Origin of the sequence: Solilutibacter pythonis (genome assembly GCF_003697345.1) — a bacterium.
Classification (GTDB): domain Bacteria; phylum Pseudomonadota; class Gammaproteobacteria; order Xanthomonadales; family Xanthomonadaceae; genus Solilutibacter; species Solilutibacter pythonis.
In genome coordinates, this window is the sequence record NZ_RFLY01000003.1 from 152,881 (window position 1) to 173,761 (window position 20,881).

Annotated in this window: 19 protein-coding genes; 9 read left to right on the top strand and 10 right to left on the bottom strand. The window is 67.8% G+C overall.

Annotation, left to right across the window (positions count from 1 at the left end):
- The first annotated feature begins 107 nt into the window (after window positions 1-107).
- From sucC to EBB59_RS03225, 5 genes are all read left to right on the top strand, one after another.
- The gene (gene sucC, locus EBB59_RS03205) at window positions 108-1,277 is read left to right on the top strand and encodes an ADP-forming succinate--CoA ligase subunit beta (RefSeq protein WP_122100704.1); all 1,170 of its coding nucleotides are present in this window, start codon (window positions 108-110) and stop codon (window positions 1,275-1,277) included.
- Between the two features lie 23 nt (window positions 1,278-1,300).
- Window positions 1,301-2,176 (top strand): succinate--CoA ligase subunit alpha, encoded by an 876-nt coding sequence (gene sucD / locus EBB59_RS03210; RefSeq protein WP_122100705.1) that lies wholly within the window; start codon window positions 1,301-1,303, stop codon window positions 2,174-2,176.
- Between the two features lie 135 nt (window positions 2,177-2,311).
- Window positions 2,312-2,560 (top strand): type II toxin-antitoxin system CcdA family antitoxin, encoded by a 249-nt coding sequence (locus tag EBB59_RS03215; RefSeq protein WP_122100706.1) that lies wholly within the window; start codon window positions 2,312-2,314, stop codon window positions 2,558-2,560.
- Window positions 2,560-2,877, top strand: a complete 318-nt coding sequence (locus EBB59_RS03220; protein WP_122100707.1) for a CcdB family protein — start codon at window positions 2,560-2,562, stop codon at window positions 2,875-2,877. The genes EBB59_RS03215 and EBB59_RS03220 overlap by 1 nt, the downstream gene beginning before the upstream one ends.
- Window position 2,878: 1 nt before the next feature.
- Window positions 2,879-4,543: an NAD+ synthase gene (locus EBB59_RS03225; RefSeq protein WP_122100708.1), complete on the top strand. Its 1,665-nt coding sequence runs from the start codon at window positions 2,879-2,881 to the stop codon at window positions 4,541-4,543.
- 87 nt (window positions 4,544-4,630) lie between these two features.
- Here EBB59_RS03225 and EBB59_RS03230 read toward each other — a convergent pair whose 3' ends face one another.
- Window positions 4,631-5,506: an outer membrane protein assembly factor BamD gene (locus EBB59_RS03230; RefSeq protein WP_122100709.1), complete on the bottom strand. Its 876-nt coding sequence runs from the start codon at window positions 5,504-5,506 to the stop codon at window positions 4,631-4,633.
- 113 nt (window positions 5,507-5,619) lie between these two features.
- On the opposite strand from EBB59_RS03230, the gene rluD reads away from it, so the two are divergent.
- From rluD to EBB59_RS03245, 3 genes are read left to right on the top strand one after another with little or no spacing between them, the layout of a single operon-like run.
- Entirely contained in the window at window positions 5,620-6,603 is a 984-nt protein-coding gene (rluD, locus tag EBB59_RS03235) for a 23S rRNA pseudouridine(1911/1915/1917) synthase RluD (RefSeq protein ID WP_122100710.1), read from the top strand.
- Window positions 6,600-7,358, top strand: coding sequence for a peptidoglycan editing factor PgeF (gene pgeF, locus EBB59_RS03240; RefSeq protein ID WP_122100711.1), 759 nt, complete (start codon window positions 6,600-6,602; stop codon window positions 7,356-7,358). The genes rluD and pgeF overlap by 4 nt, the downstream gene beginning before the upstream one ends.
- Complete coding sequence (locus tag EBB59_RS03245; protein ID WP_122100712.1) at window positions 7,355-7,891, top strand: DUF4166 domain-containing protein; 537 nt, start codon at window positions 7,355-7,357, stop codon at window positions 7,889-7,891. Before pgeF ends, EBB59_RS03245 begins: the two co-directional genes overlap by 4 nt.
- Window positions 7,892-8,170: 279 nt before the next feature.
- Here the strand turns inward: EBB59_RS03245 and EBB59_RS03250 are convergent, their stop codons facing one another.
- The 3 genes from EBB59_RS03250 to EBB59_RS03260 form a co-directional block, all read right to left on the bottom strand.
- Window positions 8,171-9,151 (bottom strand): Nudix family hydrolase, encoded by a 981-nt coding sequence (locus tag EBB59_RS03250; RefSeq protein ID WP_281273208.1) that lies wholly within the window; start codon window positions 9,149-9,151, stop codon window positions 8,171-8,173.
- Window positions 9,152-9,223: 72 nt separating this feature from the next.
- The gene (gene secA, locus EBB59_RS03255; RefSeq protein WP_122100756.1) at window positions 9,224-11,965 is read right to left on the bottom strand and encodes a preprotein translocase subunit SecA; all 2,742 of its coding nucleotides are present in this window, start codon (window positions 11,963-11,965) and stop codon (window positions 9,224-9,226) included.
- Between the two features lie 140 nt (window positions 11,966-12,105).
- Window positions 12,106-12,996: a M23 family metallopeptidase gene (locus EBB59_RS03260; protein WP_122100714.1), complete on the bottom strand. Its 891-nt coding sequence runs from the start codon at window positions 12,994-12,996 to the stop codon at window positions 12,106-12,108.
- Between EBB59_RS03260 and EBB59_RS03265 the strand changes: the two genes are divergently transcribed.
- A complete protein-coding gene (locus EBB59_RS03265) occupies window positions 12,995-13,414 on the top strand; it encodes a DciA family protein (protein WP_122100715.1) in 420 nt (139 codons plus the stop codon). The genes EBB59_RS03260 and EBB59_RS03265 overlap by 2 nt on opposite strands.
- Before the next feature lie 199 nt (window positions 13,415-13,613).
- Here EBB59_RS03265 and lpxC read toward each other — a convergent pair whose 3' ends face one another.
- The 6 genes from lpxC to murC form a co-directional block, all read right to left on the bottom strand.
- On the bottom strand, window positions 13,614-14,531 hold the full coding sequence (lpxC, locus tag EBB59_RS03270; protein ID WP_122100716.1) for a UDP-3-O-acyl-N-acetylglucosamine deacetylase: 918 nt from the start codon (window positions 14,529-14,531) through the stop codon (window positions 13,614-13,616).
- 370 nt (window positions 14,532-14,901) lie between these two features.
- A complete protein-coding gene (ftsZ, locus tag EBB59_RS03275) occupies window positions 14,902-16,161 on the bottom strand; it encodes a cell division protein FtsZ (RefSeq protein ID WP_122100757.1) in 1,260 nt (419 codons plus the stop codon).
- A gap of 228 nt (window positions 16,162-16,389) precedes the next feature.
- Window positions 16,390-17,628 carry a cell division protein FtsA gene (gene ftsA, locus EBB59_RS03280; protein WP_122100717.1) on the bottom strand — a complete coding sequence of 413 codons (1,239 nt, stop codon included), beginning with the start codon at window positions 17,626-17,628 and terminating at the stop codon, window positions 16,390-16,392.
- A complete protein-coding gene (locus tag EBB59_RS03285) occupies window positions 17,625-18,485 on the bottom strand; it encodes a cell division protein FtsQ/DivIB (protein WP_245978962.1) in 861 nt (286 codons plus the stop codon). Before EBB59_RS03285 ends, ftsA begins: the two co-directional genes overlap by 4 nt.
- Entirely contained in the window at window positions 18,482-19,423 is a 942-nt protein-coding gene (locus EBB59_RS03290) for a D-alanine--D-alanine ligase (RefSeq protein ID WP_122100718.1), read from the bottom strand. Before EBB59_RS03290 ends, EBB59_RS03285 begins: the two co-directional genes overlap by 4 nt.
- Window positions 19,416-20,873, bottom strand: coding sequence for a UDP-N-acetylmuramate--L-alanine ligase (gene murC, locus EBB59_RS03295; RefSeq protein WP_122100719.1), 1,458 nt, complete (start codon window positions 20,871-20,873; stop codon window positions 19,416-19,418). Before murC ends, EBB59_RS03290 begins: the two co-directional genes overlap by 8 nt.
- Window positions 20,874-20,881: the final 8 nt, after the last annotated feature.

A 20,881-nucleotide genomic window follows, 5' to 3' on the forward strand; every position in this document is an offset into this window, starting at 1 on the left:
GAGTATAAGGGCGGTTTTGCCCCGGCACGCCGCATCGGCGACAATGCCGGACGCACTCCCGCCCGCTGCCGGGCCGGCGTCGTGTCTTCCCACATCTTGGTGACTCAATGAACTTTCACGAATATCAGGCCAAACAGCTGTTTGCCGATTACGGCGTCAGCGTTCCCGCCGGGCAGGTTGCCCACTCCCCCGACGAAGCAGTCGCCGCCGCCAAGGCCATCGGCGGCGATTTCTGGGTGGTGAAGGCCCAGATCCATGCCGGTGGCCGCGGCAAGGCCGGCGGCGTCAAGCTGGCGCGCTCGCTCGACGAGGTGCGCGAATACGCCAAGGCCATGCTCGGCACGAAGATGGCGACCTACCAGACCGCCGGGGTCGAACTGCCGGTGGACAGCGTGCTGGTGACGCAGGCCACCGACATCGCCAAGGAGTTGTATCTCTCGGTGCTGGTGGACCGCGCCACCCAGACCGTGACCTTCATCGCCTCGGCCGAGGGCGGCATGGACATCGAGCAGGTGGCCGCCGAGAAGCCGGACGCGATCAAGACCCTGCACGTCGATTACGTCCAGGGCCTGCAAGCCTACCAGTGCCGCGATCTCGGCTTCGCGCTGGGCCTGGACGCCAAGCAGGTCGGCCAGCTCACCAAGATCATGCTGGGCCTGTTCAAGCTGTTCCACGAGAAGGATCTGGCGCTGGTCGAGCTGAACCCGCTGGCGATCCTCACCGACAACACGCTGGCCGTGCTCGACGGCAAGATCAACAGCGACGACAACGCCAACTTCCGCCACCCCGACCTGGTCGCCATGCGCGACGTGCGCCAGGAGGACGAAACCGAAGTGCTGGCCTCCAAGTACGACCTCAACTACGTGACCATGGACGGCGACATCGGCTGCATGGTCAACGGCGCCGGCCTGGCGATGGCGACGATGGACGTGATCAAGTTGAACGGCGGCGAGCCGGCCAACTTCCTCGACGTCGGCGGCGGCGCCAACAAGGAGAAAGTGACCGAGGCGTTCAAGCTGATCCTTTCCAGCGACAAGGTGAAGGCGGTGTTCGTCAATATCTTCGGCGGCATCGTCCGCTGCGACATGATCGCCGAGGGCATCATCGCCGCGGTCAAGGAAGTAGGCGTCAAGGTGCCGGTGATCGTGCGCCTGGAAGGCACCAACGTGGAAGCCGGCAAGGAACTGCTGCGCAACTCCGGCCTGGCGATCATCCCGGCCGACGACATCAACGATGGCGCGAAGAAGGCGGTGGAAGCCGTCAAGAACGCCGCTTAACCCACCTTCGAAGGAATACTCAAATGGCAGTCTTGATCAACAAGGACACGAAGGTGATCGTGCAGGGCTTCACCGGCTCGCAGGGCACCTTCCACGCGCAACAGATGCTCGACTACGGCACGAAGGTCGTGGGCGGCGTCACCCCGGGCAAGGGCGGCGCCGAGCACCTCGGCCTGCCGGTGTTCGACACCGTGAAGCAGGCGGTGGAGAAGACCGGCGCCGACGCCTCGGTCATCTACGTCCCGCCGCCGTTCGCGGCCGATGCGATTCTCGAAGCCGCCGACGCCGGCATCAAGGTCATCATCTGCATCACCGAGGGCATCCCGGTGCTCGACATGATGCGCGTCAAGAACGTGCTGAAATCACACCCGGGCACGGTTCTGGTCGGCCCCAACTGCCCCGGCGTGATCACCCCGGGCGAGTGCAAGATCGGCATCATGCCGGGCCACATCCACATGCCGGGCAAGATCGGCATCGTCTCGCGCTCGGGCACGCTGACCTACGAAGCGGTCAAGCAGACCACCGACGCGGGGCTTGGCCAGTCCACCTGCATCGGCATCGGCGGCGATCCGATCAACGGCACCAACTTCATCGACGCGCTCAAGCTGTTCCAGGAAGACCCGCAGACCGAGGGCATCATCATGGTCGGCGAGATCGGCGGCTCGGCCGAGGAGGAAGCGGCCGAATACATCGCCAAGCACGTCACCAAGCCGGTGGTCGGCTTCATCGCCGGCGCCAGCGCGCCGAAGGGCAAGCGCATGGGCCACGCCGGCGCGATCGCCTCCGGCGGCTCGGGCACGGCCGAAGGCAAGTTCGCCGCGATGGAGAAGGCAGGCGTCACCACGGTGAAGTCGCCGGGCGACCTGGGCGCGGCCATCGCCAAGCGTTTGGCGAAGTAAGTTTCGCCGGATATGTATCCCAAGACGGGCCGCCTTCGGGCGGCCCGTCCTGTTTGCGGCCGGCATTCGGCAGAAGGCTTGACTTACCAGACCCTGGATGCGCATATTCCATGCGCATCCCAAGAGGGCATCGCCATGCGCGTACGCGAAACCTATGCCGATTACGGCAAGAAAGCCACCAACGTCAGCATCAACGAAGGCTTGCTGCGCGATGCCAGGGCGTTGGACATCAATCTCTCCGCCACTCTGGAGCGTGCGCTCGAAGAACAGGTTCGGGCGAAGAAACGCGAGCGCTGGCTGGAAGAAAACCGCGAGGCGATTCGACACTACAACGCCTTCGTGGCCGAACATGGCGTACTCAGCCCGATGTTCCGCAAACGCTGATGCGTCAATTTCACGCCTACAAGAACCGCAACGCGAATACCCGCGACGCGTACCCATTGCTGCTCAACATCCAAAGCGATCTGATCGAAGAAACCGGCACGCGCGTGGTCATCCCATTGGTACCGGCGGCGCGCGCGCGGCAAGCCGCGATGTCCTCACTGACGCCCATCCTCGACATCAAAGGCGAGTCGCAGCTATTGATACTGCCTTTGTTAGCCGCCGTCGAGCTGACCGACCTGGGCCGCGAAGAAGCCGACCTCTCCCACCAGCGCACGCCCATCATGGCGGCACTGGATTTCCTGATTTCCGGGATTTGACATGCACGCCTCCTCCTCCCGCCGCCTGCGCATCGCGATGGCGCAATTCGATTTCCCGGTCGGCGACATCGCCGGCAATCTCGAACGGATCGGTGCGATGATCGCCGAGGCGCGCGACGAATACGGCGCCGACATCGTGCTGTTTCCGGAATTGGCGCTGTCCGGCTACCCGCCGGAAGACCTGCTCTACCGGCCCGCGTTCCTGCGCGCCTGCGAAGCGGCGATCGAAACCCTGGCCGCCTCGGTCGAAGGCATCGTCGCCGTGGTCGGCTGGCCCGAGACGGCCGGCAGCGTGGTCTACAACGCCGCCAGCGTGCTGCGCGCGGGCCGCGTCGAGCACACCTACCGCAAGCGCGAACTGCCGAACTACGCGGTGTTCGACGAGCGCCGCTATTTCGATGTCGATCCCGACCGCGAGGACTGCGTGTTCGAAGCGGCCGGCGTGCGGGTCGGGCTGGCCATCTGCGAAGACCTGTGGTTTGCCGAGCCGATCGCCGCCACCGTGCACGCCGGCGCCGAACTCCTGCTGGTACCCAACGCCTCGCCGTTCGAGCACGAGAAACACGCCCAGCGCGACGCCTTGCTTTCCATGCGTACGCGCGAGAACGGTATTGGCATCGCCTACCTGAACCTGGTCGGTGGGCAGGATGCGCTGGTGTTCGACGGCGCCTCGGTGGTGGCCGATGGCGACGGCACGGTGCACCCGGCCGCCGCAGCCTTCCTCGACCAATGGCTGCTGGTGGACTACGACGCCACGACCCGCCGCTTCACGCCGGTGCGGTGGATGGATGACGGCGACGAATCCAAGAGCGCGCTGGCTTGGCGCGCGATCGTGCGCGGCATCCGCGACTACTGCGGCAAGAACGGTTTCGACAAGGTCTGGCTGGGTCTTTCCGGCGGCATCGACTCGGCACTGGTGCTGGCGCTCGCCGTGGATGCGCTGGGCGCGGCCAACGTCACCGCCGTGCGCCTGCCCTCGCGCTACACCGCCAACCTCAGCAACGATTTGGCGCAGGTGCAATGCGACGCACTGGGCGTGAAACTCATGAGCCTGCCCATCGAAAAGCCCTTCCAGGCCTATCTGGACACGCTGGCCGACGCCTTTGCCAGCGCACCGGCCGATGTCACCGAGGAAAACCTGCAATCGCGTATCCGCGGCGCGATGCTGATGGCGCTGTCCAACAAGTTCGGCGGGCTTCTGCTCACCACCGGCAACAAGAGCGAATACGCGGTGGGCTACGCGACCATCTATGGCGACATGTGCGGCGGCTATGCGCCGATCAAGGACCTGTACAAGACCGAGGTATTCCAGCTAGCGCGCTGGCGCAACACCGTGGGCGGCGTGCCGGCGGCGGCCGACGGGGTGATTCCGCCCGCCGTGATCGACCGCCCGCCAAGCGCCGAGCTGCGCGAGAACCAGAAGGACGAGGATTCGCTGCCGCCCTACGACGTGCTGGACGCCATCCTGCTGCGCCACGTCGACCAGGAGCAATCGCGCGACGAGATCGTCGATGCCGGCTTCGATGCCGCCACCGTCGACCGGGTCGTGCGGCTGGTGCGGATCAGCGAGTGGAAGCGCCACCAGTCGGCGCCGGGGCCGAAAGTCAGCCGGCGTGCGTTCGGGCGTGAAAGGCGTTATCCGATCAGCAGCGGCTGGCGACGCTGAGGAGCAGGCGGCCGCCTCGCATCCGCGGAAAGACAACGAAAAAGCCGGGAATTTCCCCGGCTTTCGTCAACCGCGACGGCATCGCGCTCAATCCTTCTGGCGCGCGCCCGGCACCTGCTCGCGAGCGAACGGATTGAGACGGGTGAACACCGAAGGACTCTTCGGCCAGCCACCCGAAAGCCAGGGATGGGTCGGGTCGTTCTGCGCCAGCACGCGCTTGGCGTCGGCGGCCAGCGTCTCGTTGCCGAGACGGGTATAGGTCTCGGCCAGGACCGCCACGGCATCGTTCTGGTATTCGCTCTGCGGATAGATTTCCAGCAGGTATTTGGCGCGGTCGGCGGCCGCCACCCAGGCGCCGCGGCGCAGGTAGTAGACGGAAGTGTTCAGTTCGTAACGAGCGAACTGGTTGCGCAAAAACACCATGCGCTGGCGGGCGTCACCGGCGTAGCGGCTGTTGCCGAAGCGCTCGGTGACGATGCCGAAATCGTTGTAGGCCTGCATCGGCGCGGCGATGTCGCGGCTGGCCATGTCCAGCTTGAAGACGCGCTGCATGAACACCGTGTTGCGCGCCTGGTTGGCCAGGCCGCGCAGGTAGTACATGTAGGGGACGTGGCGATTGGTCGGGTAAGTGCGCAGGAAGCGGTCGATGGTGGAAACCGCATCGTCGTTCTTGCCGCTCTTGTACTGGGCGTAAGCGGTCTCCATCAATGCCTGCTCGGCATACGGGCCATAGGGATACTGGGCGATCAGGCGGCGGAAAGTCTCCTCGGCGCTGCCGTAATTATTGCCGCGCATCGACTTGTGGCCCTTTTCGTACAAGGTCTCGACCGGCAGCCCCTCGTTCTTTTCGTCCTTCTTCTTGGAGCCGCCGCCCAGAGTGGAACAGCCGGCGAGCGCAAGCGCGGCGACCAGCAGGATCAGGGGGCGTGCCAACGGGCGACGCGCGTCGATGCGTGGGGACATGGGACTCGCAGGGTGTCGAACGGAAGCGGTGATAATAGCCCAGCCGGATGTCTCCACACCGGTACAGCATGAATCCCGGGGCAATGACCCGCCGCCCCCGCAGAGCCTTTCCAATGACCGATCCCGCTTCGACCTCCCCCCGCCTGGCCGTGGTGCCCGCCAGCGCCGCCGGCCGCCGCTTCGATGCCGTGCTGGCCGAGTTGTTTCCCGAATTCTCGCGCTCGCGGCTGGCCGAATGGATCAAGTCCGGCGACGCCCTGCTGGACGGCGGGACGGCGCGCCCGCGTGATCCGGTCCGCGGCGGCGAGCAGGTCAGCCTGAATGCCGCGCTCGGCATCGAGACCGTGGCGATCGCGCAGGACATTCCGCTGGATGTGCTGTACGAGGACGAATCGATCCTCGTCATCGACAAGCCGGCCGGGCTGGTGGTGCATCCGGGCGCCGGCAACCCGGATGGCACCCTGGTCAACGCCCTGCTCCACCGCGACCCCGCGCTGAACCAACTGGCGCGCGCGGGCATCGTCCACCGTCTCGACAAGGACACCTCCGGCGTAATGGTGGCGGCGCGCACCCTGCCGGCACAGACCCGGCTGGTCGAGATGCTGGCCGCGCGCGACGTCCATCGCCAATACCTCGCCATCGTCGCCGGGCCGATGGTGGCCGGCGGCACCGCCGATTTCCCGATCGACCGCCACCCGCGCGACCGCCTGCGCATGAGCGTGCGCGAGGATGGCCGCGAGGCCGTCACCCACTACCGCCTGCGTGAACGCTTCCGCGCCCATACCGCGCTGGAATGCCGCCTGGAAACCGGCCGCACCCACCAGATTCGCGTCCACATGCAGCACCTCAAGCACCCGATCGTCGGCGACCCGCTCTATGGCGGCCCACTCAAATTGCCGAAGGGCGCGAGCGACCCGCTCATCGCGCAATTGCGCGGCCTAAAACGCCAGGCGCTGCATGCCGAAGTGCTGGAATTCGCCCACCCGCTCAGCGGCCGGCCGGTGCGCTGCGAAGCGCCCATCCCCGCCGACATGCGCGCCCTGATGAAGACACTGCGCGAGGATACCGCCGCGTTCGCCGAGACCCGGCACCGATGAACCAGGCCCCATGGATCGTGGCCGACTGGCCCGCGCCGCCCGACGTGCGCGCACTCAGCACACGGCGCTTCGGCGCGGGCGTGTCGACGCCGCCCTTCGACCGCTTCAACCTCGGCGAGCGCAATGGCGACGACGCCGAAGCGGTGGCCCTCAACCGCGCCGAACTCGCCGAACGCCTCGCCCTGCCCGCCGCGCCACGCTGGCTTAGGCAGGTACACGGCACGGCGGTGGCGCACGTCGACGCCGCTTCGCCGGGCGGGCCGCCACCCGAGGCCGATGCCGCCGTCACCGCCACGCCCGGCACCGTCCTCGCCATCCTCACCGCCGATTGCCTGCCGGTGGCGTTCGCCGCGCGCGACGGCGCGGAAATCGCCGCCGCCCACGCCGGCTGGCGCGGGCTGGCCGCGGGCGTGCTGGAGGCCACCGTGCGGGCGATGGCCACACCGCCGCGCGAGCTCATCGCCTGGCTCGGCCCCGCCGCCGGCCCCGCCGCCTACGAGATCGGCGAGGAAGTGCGCGATACCTTCCTCGCCCATGACGCCGCCGCCGCGACCGCCTTCGTCGCCACCCGCCCCGGCCACTGGAAAGCCGACCTGTACGCGCTGGCGCGGCAACGACTGGCCGCGCTGGGCCTCGCCGCCGATGCCGTCCACGGCGGCGACCGCTGCACGATTTCCGAGCCGAAGCACTTCTTCTCGCACCGCCGCGACGGCCGTGGCGGCCGTCTGGCCACCCTGGTCTGGATGACCGAATGAGTCCCACACTGTTCCAGCGCCTGCTCGGCGCCGAGTTCTACCACCTGGCGCCGGAAGTGAAGGCGCTGCACGCGCACGCCGGCCACGGCCGCTGGCGCGGCGTCTGCCGGATCGAACGCGGCGGGCATCCGCTCGCGCGCCTGGCCTGCTTCTTCGCCCGCCTGCCGCCCGCGATGTCCGAAGCACCACTGAGCGTCGAGATCGTCCGCGAAGGCCCACACGAAACCTGGTATCGCCACTTCGATGGCGTACCGATGCGCTCGCGCCTGCGCTACGACGCCGGCCACCTGCGCGAACAGTTGGGAGCGATGACCTTCCGCTTCCGGCTCTACCGCATCGACCACGCACTGCATTGGAGCACCGAGGGCGGCCGCCTGTTCGGATGGATACCGCTGCCGGCGTCATGGTTCGAGGACGTGCGCTGCCGCGAATTCAGCGAGGACGGCCGCTACCGCTTCGAAGTGGACGCGCGTCTGCCGTTGCTCGGCCGCCTGATCCGCTACGAAGGCTGGCTCCTGCCGGACGAATACTGATGAGATGACCCTGGCGACCGCCTCGCAAACCGGGCCATCGCCCCGCCACCGGCACCTCGAAACTTGAAGCGACCGCCATTGGGCAGGCATGGGACGCGCTCGGCCACCCCATCCGCTATGAAAGCGGGTTCCCGCCGGACGAATACTGTTGAGATGACGCTGGCGACCGCCTCGCAAACCGGGCCATCGCCCCGCCACCGGCACCTCGAAACTTGAAGCGACCGCCATTGGGCAGGCATGGGACGGGCGGGTACGTCTGCCGCTTTTTCCGATGCGAGCTCAGTCCGCCTCCGGCCACAGCGCGCGGATCGCGGCAATGCCCTGCGCGCCGTGGGCGCGCGCTTCGGCGACGTCGTCCGGCCCCAGCCCGCCGATGGCATAGATCGGCAGGCTGGCCAATTCGCGCAGGCCGGCGAAGCCGTCCCAGCCGATACCGGCCCGGCCCGGGTGGCTGGCGGTTTCGCGCACCGACCCGGCGATAGCGAAATCGCAATCGATCGCCTGCGCCTGCCGCAGTTCGGCTTCACTGTGGCAGGCGGCCGAAAGCAACCGCCCCGCCGGCAAGTCACGTTTGCGCCGCTTCATCAACCGCGCCGCCGGCAGGTGCAGGCCGACGCCATGACGCTCGGCCAGCGCCTCATCGCCATTCACCAACACTTCGGCGCGGCGGGCCTGGCAGCGCGCCACCGCCTCGGCCACCAGGGCGCGCCAGCGGCCGGGGTCACAATCGCCCGGGCGCAACTGGACGCGCGAGATCCCCGCGACGAGCACGGCATCGAGACCGGCCAGCCAACGGTCGTCGCTGAAATCTTGCGGCGAAGGCGTGACCAGCAGCCGGTCGGGTTGCAACAGGGCCGCCACCACCGGGCGGTCGGCCGGCGGCATGGCATAGCGCGAGAGCTTGTCGCGCGGCACCCAGGCCAGCGCCTGCCCCTCCCGCCCGCGCGCCGCGCCGCGCCAGGCGACGACGTGACGCACGTCCAGCACGATGCGCTTGTGCGGCATCCGCTGCGGCACCGCGATCAGGCTTGCGCCCACTCGCGCCTCGATACCCAGTTCCTCGCGCAACTCGCGCACCAGCGCGTCCTCGGGCGTCTCGCCGGGATCGACCTTGCCGCCGGGAAACTCCCACAGCCCGGAAAGGTCCCGGCCTTCGGTACGGCGCGCCAGCAACACGCGGTCGCGCACGTCGGTGACGACCCCCGCCACGACGTGGACCGGCGGCGCGGATTCCGGGGGGCTCGACGAAACGGGGGTCACGATTTCCCTCTGGTGTTCGAAAACACCCGCGGCGGCCGCGCGGCGCCGCGCGCGGGCCGGATCAGCGCGCGCTCATCCCAACTGGCCGTGGCAGTGCTTGTACTTCTTGCCGGAGCCGCAAGGACAGGGATCGTTGCGCCCCACCTTGGGCAGCGCGGCCTGCCCATCGGCGAAATCGGTGGCGCCGAGACGGTCGGCGGCCTCTTCGTCGGCGCCGTAGCCGCCCATGTTCGGGTGCTGGAACTGCATGCGCCGCTGCGCGGCCTCGGCCAGCCGGCGCTCTTCGGCTTCGATCGCGTCGACCTCCTCCTGGTCGCGGATGCGCACCCGCGCCAGCAGGGTGGTGACTTCGCGCTTGACCGTTTCCAGCATCTCCGAGAATAGCTCGAAGGCTTCCTTCTTGTATTCCTGCTTGGGTTGTTTCTGCGCGTAACCGCGCAGATGGATGCCCTGGCGCAGATAGTCCATGCGCGCGAGATGCTCCTTCCAGTTCTGGTCGAGCACGTTAAGCATGAAGTGCTTCTCCAGCATGCGCATGGTCTCCTCGCCGATCTGCCGCTCCTTCTCCGCGAACAACTGGTCGGCCGACCGCTGCACCTCCTCGGCGACCGATTCGGCATCCCACTCGCTGCGGGTCGCGTGCGTTTCCACCAGCGGCAGCGCCAGCCCGTACTGGCTGGACAGTTCGGCCTGGAGGCCCGCCAGGTCCCACTGCTCGTCCACCGAGTTGGGCGGCACGAAGCGCTCGACCAGCTCGGCGATCACGTCGCCGCGGATGCCATCGATGTTGTCCTTGACGCTCTCGGCCTCCAGCAGTTCGTCGCGCTGGGCGTAGATCACCTTGCGCTGGTCGTTGTTGACGTCGTCGAAATCCAGCAGGTTCTTGCGGATGTCGAAGTTGTGCGCCTCCACCTTGCGCTGCGCGTTGGCGATCTGCTTGGTGACCAGCGGACTCTCGATGATGTCGTCTTCCTTCAAGCCCATGCGCTCCATCATGTTCTTCACCCAGTCGGCGGCGAAGATGCGCATCAGGTTGTCTTCCAGCGACAGATAGAAGCGCGAGGAGCCGGGGTCGCCCTGGCGACCCGAACGGCCGCGCAACTGGTTGTCGATGCGGCGGCTTTCGTGGCGCTCGGTACCGATGATGTGCAGCCCGCCGGCGTTCTTGACCGCATCGTGGCGTTGCTGCCATTCGGACTTGAGACGGGCGCGGGTGGCCTCGTCCACCGGCGCGCCGGATTCGGCTTCGAGCTGGGCGATTTCCGCCTCCAGCGAACCGCCGAGCACGATGTCGGTACCGCGGCCAGCCATGTTGGTGGCGATGGTGACCGCCCGCGGCCGGCCGGCCTGGGCCACGATCACCGCTTCGCGCTCGTGCTGCTTGGCGTTCAGCACTTCGTGCGGGATGCCATCCTTGCGCAGGTATTCGGACAGCAGTTCCGAAACCTCGATGGAAGTGGTGCCGACCAACGCCGGCTGGCCGCGCTCGTGAGCTTCCTTGATCTCGCGGGCGACGGCGCGGAACTTGCCGGCGCGGTTGAGGAACACCAAGTCAGGGTGGTCCTTGCGGATCATCGGGCGATGGGTGGGGATCACCACCACTTCCAGCCCGTAGATGCTCTGGAATTCGTAGGCTTCGGTATCGGCCGTGCCGGTCATGCCGGCCAGCTTCTTGTACATGCGGAACAGGTTCTGGAACGTCACCGAGGCCAGCGTCTGGTTCTCGCGCTGCACGGGCACGCGTTCCTTCGCCTCCACCGCCTGGTGCAGGCCGTCCGACCAGCGCCGGCCCGGCAGGGTGCGGCCGGTGAACTCGTCGACGATCACCACCTCGCCATCGCGCACGATGTAATCGACGTCGCGCTGGTACAGCGCATGCGCGCGCATCGCCGCGTTGAGGTGGTGGACGATGTGGATGTTCTGGGCGGCATAAAGCCCCTCCTCGTCGCCTTCCAGCACACCGATCTCGCGCAGCAGCGCCTCGACCTGCTCCATGCCGGCTTCGGAGAGGTGCACTTGCTTGCCCTTCTCGTCCACCCAGAAATCGCCCTCGCCTTTCTCGTCGGCCTGACGGGTCAGACGCGGGACGATCTGGTCGACCTTGAGGTAGAGGTCGGGGGTGTCGTCGGTGGGGCCGGAGATGATCAACGGCGTGCGCGCCTCGTCGATCAGGATCGAGTCCACTTCGTCGACGATGGCGTAGTTCAGGCCGCGCTGGAAACGGTCGTCCTTCGACAGCGCCATGTTGTCGCGCAGGTAGTCGAAGCCGAATTCGTTGTTGGTGCCGTAAGTGATGTCGGCGCCATAGGCTTCGTGCTTGTCGGAATGCGGCATGCCGGGCCAGACCACGCCCACCGACAGCCCCAGCCAGTGGTAGAGCTTGCCCATCTGCGCGGCGTCGCGGCGGGCCAGGTAGTCGTTCACCGTGACCACGTGCACGCCCTTGCCTTCCAGCGCGTTGAGATAAACCGGCAGGGTGCCGACCAGGGTCTTGCCCTCGCCGGTGCGCATCTCGGCGATCTTGCCCATGTGCAGCACCATGCCGCCGATCAGCTGGACATCGTAATGGCGCATGCCCAGCACGCGCACGCTGGCCTCGCGGCAGACCGCGAAGGCTTCCGGCAGGAGTTTGTCGAGCGATTCGCCCTGGGCGACGCGTTCCCGGAACTCGGGGGTCTTGGCCTGCAACTCGGCATCGGAGAGCGCCTGCATCTGCGGTTCCAGCGCGTTGATCTTGACGACGATCTTGTTGAGCTGGGTCAGGAGGCGGTCGTTGCGACTGCCGAAAACGCGGGTAAGCAGGCTGTTGAACATGCGGGCGGGCCGTTTGGTTTTTGGCATCGCGCACGCGGCGCGGATGCGGAAAAAGAAGAAGGGCGCACAGGCACCCTTCGGCAACACTGCATTGTAGTGGAGGCGACCCGGGCGCGTATCAAGGGCGCCCGGGCATGCGCTCAGTCATGCGTCCGGCCAAGGAAGCGCGAGGGGTCGACATAACGACCGTCCCGCCATACTTCCAGATGTACGTGCACGCCGGTCGATCGTCCGCTGGAGCCGGCCTTGGCCACTTCGTCCCCCATCCGCACCAGATCGCCAACCTGGCGGCTGAGGCGCGAATTGTGCGCGTAACGGGTCACGTAGCCGTTGCCGTGATCCACCTCGATGGTATGTCCGTAGCCGTTGCGCTCGCCGGCGAAAGTCACCACGCCTTCGGCCACCGCCAGCACCGGGTCGCCGTGGTTGCCCTTGTAATCGATACCCTTGTGGAACTGGCCGCCGCCGCCGAACGGATCGGCGCGCAGGCCGAAGCCCGAGGTGACGTAACTACCGGCGATGGGCTGGCCCGAGGGCAGCCCGGCGCGATCACGGCGGCGGTTGAACAGCAGCGATTCCAGTGCCGTCAGCTGGTTGCCCGACGCGCGCAGCCCGGCATCGAGCTGACCGATGCCGCCAAGCAGCGTGGCCGGGGCGATGTCGTGCACCGTCCCGCCGCCGCCGATGCCGACCGGCTGCCCGAAATCGAATTCGCTTTCGGGCAGCTCCGCCTCGCGCGCCAGGCGTTGGCCCAGGGCATTGAGGCGGGTGGTCTCGGCCTGCAATTCGGCCAGGCGCGCGGCCATCGCGTTGAGTTCACGCTGGGCGGCATCACGGCTCAACGCCGTGGCCTGGTTGCCGGCCGGGCCAGCCAGCACCCGCATCGCCCCAACGCCGCCGGACACGCCCAGCGCCAGGCAGACCGCCCCCGCCAACAGCGGACGATGGTGGATGAGGCCGCGGAGCCGCCTGGCCGCCGTTTCGGCCCGCGCGCGCGTATGCTGTGCGAGCCGTTGGAGTTTTGAACGCATGTCTGATCCTGAATCCGGGCGTCCCGCGCAAGCGCGAAAAGGCCAGCCGAAGCCGGCATTGGACGCCGTGTTGGGCGAAGCCGCGGGCGATCCCTTGCGCCGCGCGATGTGGCTGGACGCGCTCGACCGCCAGTGGCGCTCGCTCGTTCCGATCAATCTCCGTGGCCATGTGCGCCTGGGCAACGTGGCGGGCGGTCGCATGTCCTTGCTGGCGGAGTCGCCGCTGTGGGCCAGCCGCGCACGGCTGGCCGCCGACGAACTCCTGCTGGCGGCCCGTTCCATCGGGCTGGAAGCCAAGCACCTCCAGGTGCGTGTCGCGCATAACGCCAGCCCGCCGGTCCCCGCGCTCGAAAAGCGTCCCACCACGGCCTCGCGTACGGCTGTCGGAGAGGTCCTGGCGCTGCTGCGGAAGGAATGAGCGGGCAGTCTTCACAAGCCCTGCACGCCCACCGGGGCTGGCAGGGTAATCGCCCAATCCATCGAATTTGTTAACGAGCCGCTTCACGAAACGGAACAGGGCGGGCGGGCCCGCCGCCCCCCGGCGCATGGCTGCCGCCGTCCGCCGCCACGAAAAACGCCGGGAGAACCCAGCGTTCGCAAGTGCTTTTCGTTGCCGCTCAGGCCACCACGGGTGTGACCGGCGCGTACATCGGCGCCGGCAGCGCGGCTTCGTCCTCGAAGCTCACCAGCTCCCAGGCATCCTGCTCGGCCAGCAGCGCGCGCACCAGTTTGTTGTTGAGCGCATGGCCGGACTTGTGGCCCTCGTAGGCGCCGATCACCGCATGCCCGGCCAGGTAGAGATCGCCGATGGCATCGAGAATCTTGTGACGGACGAATTCGTCGGCGTAGCGCAGGCCATCCTCGTTCAGCACCCGGAACTCGTCCAGCACGATGGCGTTGTCCATCGAGCCGCCCAGGCCGAGGTTGCGCTCGCGCATGTATTCGAGATCGCGCATGAAGCCGAAGGTGCGGGCGCGGCTGACTTCGCGGATGTAGTTCTCGGTACTGAAATCGACCGTGGCGGAGGACTGCGAGCCGGGAATCGCCGGGTGGTTGAATTCGACGGTGAAATCGAGGCGGAAACCGTCGTGCGGACGGAACCGGGCGATCTTGTCGCCCTCGCGCACTTCGATCTCGCGCTTGATGCGGATGAAACGCTTGGGCGCGTCCTGCTCGACGATCCCCGCCGATTGCAGCAGGAACACGAAAGGCCCGGCCGAGCCGTCCATGATCGGCACCTCGGCGGCGGAAAGCTCGATCCAGGCGTTGTCGATGCCGAGCCCGGCCAGCGCCGAGAGCAGGTGTTCGACCGTCTGCACGTTGGCGGGGCCGCACGACAGCCCGGTGCAAAGCGTGGTCTCGCTGACCAAATCGCCGCGGGCTGGGATTTCCGCCACTGGATCGAGATCGACCCGCCGGAACACGATGCCGGCATCGACCGGGGCCGGGCGGATGGTCAGGAAGACCTTCTCGCCACTGTGCAGGCCAACGCCGGTCGCGCGGATCAGGTTCTTGAGGGTGCGCTGTCGGCTCATTCTGGCGGTGCTGAACAGGGGTTTAGGCGATTGCGCAGGTTATCACGCGGCCGGCTGAACATCGCCATAAGCATCCGGCGCGGATGGCCGCCGGGAAAAGGCGCCGGCCCGGTATCGCGCCGGCGCAAGGGGACAGGCGAACGCCTGGATGCGCGTCCGGTGCATCGGTTACGCAAGCCGCGCCCGCGCCGGACGCCACGGCGGAACGGCTTCCGCCCGGCACGCCGGACGGGAGAGTCAACGGTTGTCGGTTGCCCGAGCGGCGCGGCGGGCACCGCCATTTACGAGGCGGCGACCACCACGGCGGCCACCCGGCCCCGGTCAGCCACGCGGGACTATCCGGGGCCGGGGAGCGACGCCGCGAACGGCATCAATCCGCCTGGCGGCGCAGGAATGCCGGGATGTCCAGGTAATCCGCGCCACCGAAATCCGCCGCCTTCGGCGAGGCGCTTTCGCTGGCCGAAGGTGCCGCCGCCGTTCCGCGGCGCAGCCCCGAGGCCAGGCCCTGGGCCGGGTTGAAGGTCACGCTCGGCACATTGTCGATCGGCAGACCGGTGGTGCCATCGCGCTTGGCGACGACCGGCGTCTGCACGATTTCCATCTGCGGACGCGGCTTGCGCACCGGCTTGTAGCCGAAATCATTGCGCGCGACCGGCTGGCGGGCGGTATTGCGGTTGAGGCCGGTGGCGACCACGGTGACTTTGACCTCGTCCTGCATCTCCGGGTCGAGCGCGGTGCCGATCACCACGGTGGCGTCCTCGGAGGCGAACTCGCCGACCACGCGGCCGATCTCGTCGAACTCCGCCATAGTCAGGTCGGAACCGGAGGTGATGTTGACCAGGATGCCATTGGCGCCGTGCAGGTTGATGTCGTCCAGGAGCGGGTTCTGGATCGCGGCTTCGGCGGCGGCCTGGGCGCGGTCGTCGCCACGGGCGATGCCGGTGCCCATCATCGCCAGGCCCATTTCGTTCATGACGGTACGCACGTCGGCGAAGTCGACGTTGATGAGGCCCGGCCGCACGATCAGGTCGGCGATGCCCTGCACCGCGCCTTGCAGCACGTTGTTGGCCTCGCGGAATGCCTGGATCATGGTGGCGTTGCGGCCGAGCACGGTGATCAGCTTCTCGTTGGGAATGGTGATCAGCGAATCGACGTGCTGGGACAGCTCCTCGATGCCCTTCATCGCCACCTGCATGCGGCGCTTGCCCTCGAACGGGAAGGGCTTGGTCACGACCGCCACGGTGAGGATGCCCATTTCCTTGGCCAGTTGCGCCACCACCGGCGCGGCGCCGGTGCCGGTGCCGCCGCCCATGCCGGCGGTGATGAACACCATGTCGGCGCCCTGAAGGGCGTCCATGATGCGTTCGCGGTCTTCCAGCGCGGCCTGACGGCCGACTTCCGGGTTGGCGCCCGCGCCCAGCCCCTTGGTGACGTTGCTACCCAGTTGCAGTTGCAGCTTGGCGCCGCAGTTCTTGATCGCCTGGGCGTCGGTGTTGGCGGTGATGAACTCCACGCCGTCCACCTGGCTGCTGACCATGTGCGCGACCGCGTTACCGCCGCCGCCGCCCACGCCGACCACCTTGATGACCGCGTTCGGGGCCATCTTTTCCATCAGTTCAAACGTTGCCATGTCCATGTCCTCTTGAGTTGTGCCACGGTTGGCGCGGGAAGGGAGAGTCGGACTCCGCCTGCCGACGCCGTGCTGGCGTTTCTTGTTGTGGTTTTACCGTCGGAGTTCTGACCGACTTTCCCGCACTTGCTCATCGTCTCTCCACCGCTTTCTTCCGCTCTCCACACCTTCGCCTCGCCCACCTCGCACACCGGGCCGGCGCGCCACACGCGCGTACCGGCCGGCCGTTCAAAACTGGCCGTTGTACCAATCCCTCAGCTTCTTGAAGATGCCGAGTCCGCGCCCCGCCGGCAGCAACGGGCGCGCGCGCGGCGCTTCCATCCGGCTGCCCATCAGGAGCAGGCCGACGCCGGTGGCGTGCACCGGGTTGCCGACCACCTCGGCCAGCCCCGCGACGTGCTGCGGGATGCCCACGCGCACCGGCATCTGCAACATTTCCTCGGCCAGCTCCACCACACCTTCCATCTTGGAACCGCCGCCGGTCAGCACCATTCCGGCGCGCACCAGTTCCTCGAAGCCGGAGCGGCGCAGTTCGGCCTGCACCATCTCGAAGATTTCCTCGTATCGGCCCTGCACCGCCTGCGCCAGCGCGTGGCGCGGCAGGCGGCGCGGCGGGCGGTCGCCGACCGACGGCACCTGGATCGATTCCTCCGCCGTCGCCATCTGCGCCAGCGCGCAGGCGTAGCGCACCTTGATCTGCTCGGCTTCCGGCGTCGGCGTGCGCAGCATGTGGGCGATGTCGTTGGTGACGTGGTCGCCGGCGATCGGCAGCGAGGCGGTATGCGCGATCGCGCCCTGCACGAACACCGCGATGTCGGTGGTGCCGGCGCCGATGTCGACCAGCACCACGCCCAGCTCGCGCTCGTCGTCGGTCAGCACCGCCTCGCTGGAAGCCAGCGCCGAGAGGATCAGGTCGTCCACGCTCAGGCCGCAGCGCTGCACGCATTTGGTGATGTTGGCGGCGGCCGATTCCGCGCACGTGACCAGATGCGCGTGCACCTCCAGGCGGATGCCGCTCATGCCCACCGGGTTCTTGATCCCTTCCTGCGAACTGTCCAGCACGTATTCGCGGGCGATGGCGTGCAGGATGCGCTGGTCGGAGGGAATCGCCACCGCCTTCGCCGCTTCCAGCGCCCGGTCCATGTCGCCATGGGTGACTTCGCCATCGCGCAGCGGCTCCATGCCCTGCGAGTTGCGGCACTGCACATGGTTGCCGCTGATCGAGGCGTACACCGAACGGATTTCGCAGCCGGCCATCAGCTCGGCTTCCTCGACCGCGCGCTGGATCGATTGCACGGTGGAATCGATATCCACCACCACGCCGCGACGCAAGCCGCGCGATTCGTGGCTGCCGACGCCGATCACCTCGACCGGCAGGCCGGGCGTGTATTCGCCCACCAGCGCCGTCACCTTGGAGGTGCCGATGTCGAGGCCCACGATCAGGGATTTGTCGCCTTTGCGGTTCATGAATGGATGTATGGGTTGGGGGCCGGCGGCCAGCGGCCAGCGGCCAGGGAAAGAGCGGGAGAAAGATTGGCGGCGATCGTTCCGGGAAAATGCGCGTCATTGGCCGAAGCAGCGAACCGCCGTTCCGGCCCCTGGCCGCTGCCCCCCAGTCGCTCCGCCTCGCGCCAGCGAAGCGCGAAACCGTTGGCATAACGCAGGTCGGCGCGCGCCAGCGCCTTGCCCTGCGGCGCGATCAACTGCGGCAGGAGGCGGGCGAAGCGGCGGATGCGCGCTTCCGGCGACTGGCGGCCGACGATCACCTCGGCGCCATTGGCGAGCCGCAACGACCAACTGCCGCGCGCGTCCTGCCTGAGCGCGTGCACGCCCAGGCCGACCAGCGCGAACAGCTCGCGCGATTCGTTGTAGAGCCTGACCACTTCCCGCACCCGGCGCGGGTCGCCATCCAGTTGCGGCAGGCCCTTGGGCAACGCATCGCCCATGCTGGCGCGCGGGTACAGGCGACCGTGCTCGGACAGGAGCAGATCCTCGCCCCACAACGCGAACGGGTGATGTTCGGCAATCCGCACTTCCAGCACGTCCGGCCATTTTTTGCTGACCTCGGCCGACTCCACCCACGGCAGCTTTTCCACCGCCGCCTGGGCGGCGTCCAGCCGCACCGCGAAGAACCCCTGGCGCGCGTAGGGCGCGAGCGTCATGCGCAGTTCGTCGGCATCGACATGGCGGAACTCGCTGGTCACTCGCAACTTGGCCAACGGGAAGCGCTCGGCGCCGATCCAGCCATTCATCACCGCCACCACTGGCAGAGCGATGACGGCGACGGCCAGGCCAATGCCGGAGATGCGGGTCGCCGCGCTCACAGTGTCTGCTCCAGGATGCGCCAGCACAGTTCGTCGAACTCGATACCCAGCGCGCGGGCGGATTTCGGCACCAGCGAGGTGGCGGTCATGCCCGGCGCGGTGTTGATCTCAATGAGCTGGAAGCCGCGCGTTTCGTCGCGCATCACGTCCACGCGGCCATAACCGGTGCAGCCGGCCGCGACGAAGGCGGCCTGGGCGAGACGGCGAATGTCCGCTTCCTCATCGCCTTCCAGACCGGGGCTGATGTACCGGGTATCCCCGCTCAGGTATTTGGCGCTGTAGTCGTACCACTCGCCCTTCGGCTCGATACGGATCGAGGGCAGCACGTATTCGCCCAGCACCGGCACGGTGAGTTCCGGGCCGCGCACCATCTGCTCCATCAGCATCTCGCCGCCGTAGGCATGCGCCACTTCCACCGCCGCATCGAGCGCGGATGCGTCCAGCACGCGGGCCACGCCCACGCTGGAGCCTTCGCTGGAGGGCTTCAGGAACACCGGCAGGCCCAGTTCATCGGCGGCGGCGCGGACATCGCCGCCCGGCGGAATGCGGACGAAACGCGGCGTCGGCAGGCCGGCGGCGATCCACACCTGCTTGGTGCGGATCTTGTCCAGGGTGAGCGCGGAACCGAGCACGCCCGGCCCGGTGAACGGCACGCCAAGCGCGCCCAGCAGCCCTTGCAGCACGCCGTTCTCGCCATCGCCGCCGTGCAGGACGTTGAAGACGCGATCGACCGCGCCGGCGCGGATGGCCTCGACCAACGCCGGGATGCCATCGATGCCGGTCGCATCGATGCCGCGCGAGCGCAGCGCATCCAGCACCGCCGCGCCGGATTTCAGCGACACCTCGCGCTCGCTGCTCGCGCCGCCCAGGAGCACCGCCACCCGCCCGAAGCACGACGGGTCACCAATGGCCAGCGGCGGAAGGGTGACGTCATTCATACGGGTTCTCCCGGCGCGCGGCCAGCCCTTCGGCCGCCAGTTGCTGCGCGGCCGCGCCGATGTCGCCCGCGCCCATCACCAGCAGCAGGTCGCCATCACGCAGTACGTCGGGCAGCACTTCGCGCAGTTCGGCCGGCGCGTTCACCACCACCGGATCGACGCGGCCACGGGTGCGGATCGCGCGCGCCAGCGATTTGCCGTCGGCGCCGGCAATCGGGGATTCGCCGGCCGGATAGACCTCGGTCAGCACCAGCGCATCGACATCGGAAAGCACGGCGGCGAAGTCGTCGAACTGGTCGCGGGTGCGGCTGTAGCGATGCGGCTGGAAAGCCACCACCAGGCGGCGATCGGGCCAGCCGCCGCGCGCGGCATCGAACACCGCGGCGAGCTCTTTCGGGTGATGGCCGTAATCGTCCACCAGTGCGACCGCGCCGCCGCCCGGCAGTTCGAGATCGGCCAGATGGTTGAAGCGGCGGCCAATCCCCTTGAAACCGGCCAGCGCGACGGCGATCGTTTCCGGCGCGATGCCGAGCTGCCAGCCGATGGCCGCGGCGGCCAGCGAATTCTGCACGTTGTGGCGGCCGGGCAGCGCCAGCGTCACCGCGGTGCGCGAGCCATCCGGCAGGCACAGCTCAAAGTGCATGGCGGCGGCTTCCTGGCGGACGTGCTCGGCACGCACTTCGGCTCGTTCGTCGAACCCGTAGGTCAGCACGTGGCGCGGGGTGTCTTTCGCCAACGCGGCGACTTCCGGGTCGTCGATGCAGAGCACGGCCAGGCCGTAGAACGGCAGGCGATGCAGGAATTCGCCGAAGGCCGCCTGCACCTTGGCGAAATCGTTGTCGTAGTTTTCCAGGTGGTCGGCATCGATGTTGGTGATGACGGCGATCAGCGGATTCAGGCGCAGGAAGCTGCCGTCGCTCTCGTCGGCCTCGGCCACCAGCCACGGGCTGTCGCCGAGCTTGGCGTTGGCCCCGGCGGCGAGCAGTTGCCCGCCGATGACGAAGGTCGGGTCCTTGCCGCCTTCGTACAGCACGCTGGCGGTGAGCGAGGTGGTGGTGGTCTTGCCGTGAGTGCCGGCGATGGCGATGCCACGGCGGAAACGCATCAGTTCGGCCAGCATCTCGGCGCGCGGGACGATAGGGATGCGCTGCGCGCGCGCTTCCAGCAATTCGGGGTTGTCGAGCTTGATCGCCGAGGACACCACCACGCAATCGGCGCCCAGCACGTTGGCGGCGGCATGTTCGCGGTCGATGCGGGCACCGCGCCGGGTCAGGCGCCGGGTGGCGGCGTTATCGGCGCGGTCGGAACCGGATACTTCGTAGCCCAGCGTGCACAGCACCTCGGCGATGCCGCTCATGCCGACCCCGCCGATGCCGATGAAATGCACGCGGCGAAACGCCCGAGCCAGGTCGCCCGTGTCCTGCAAGCGGCGCTGGTTGACGGTGTTCATCATTTCCG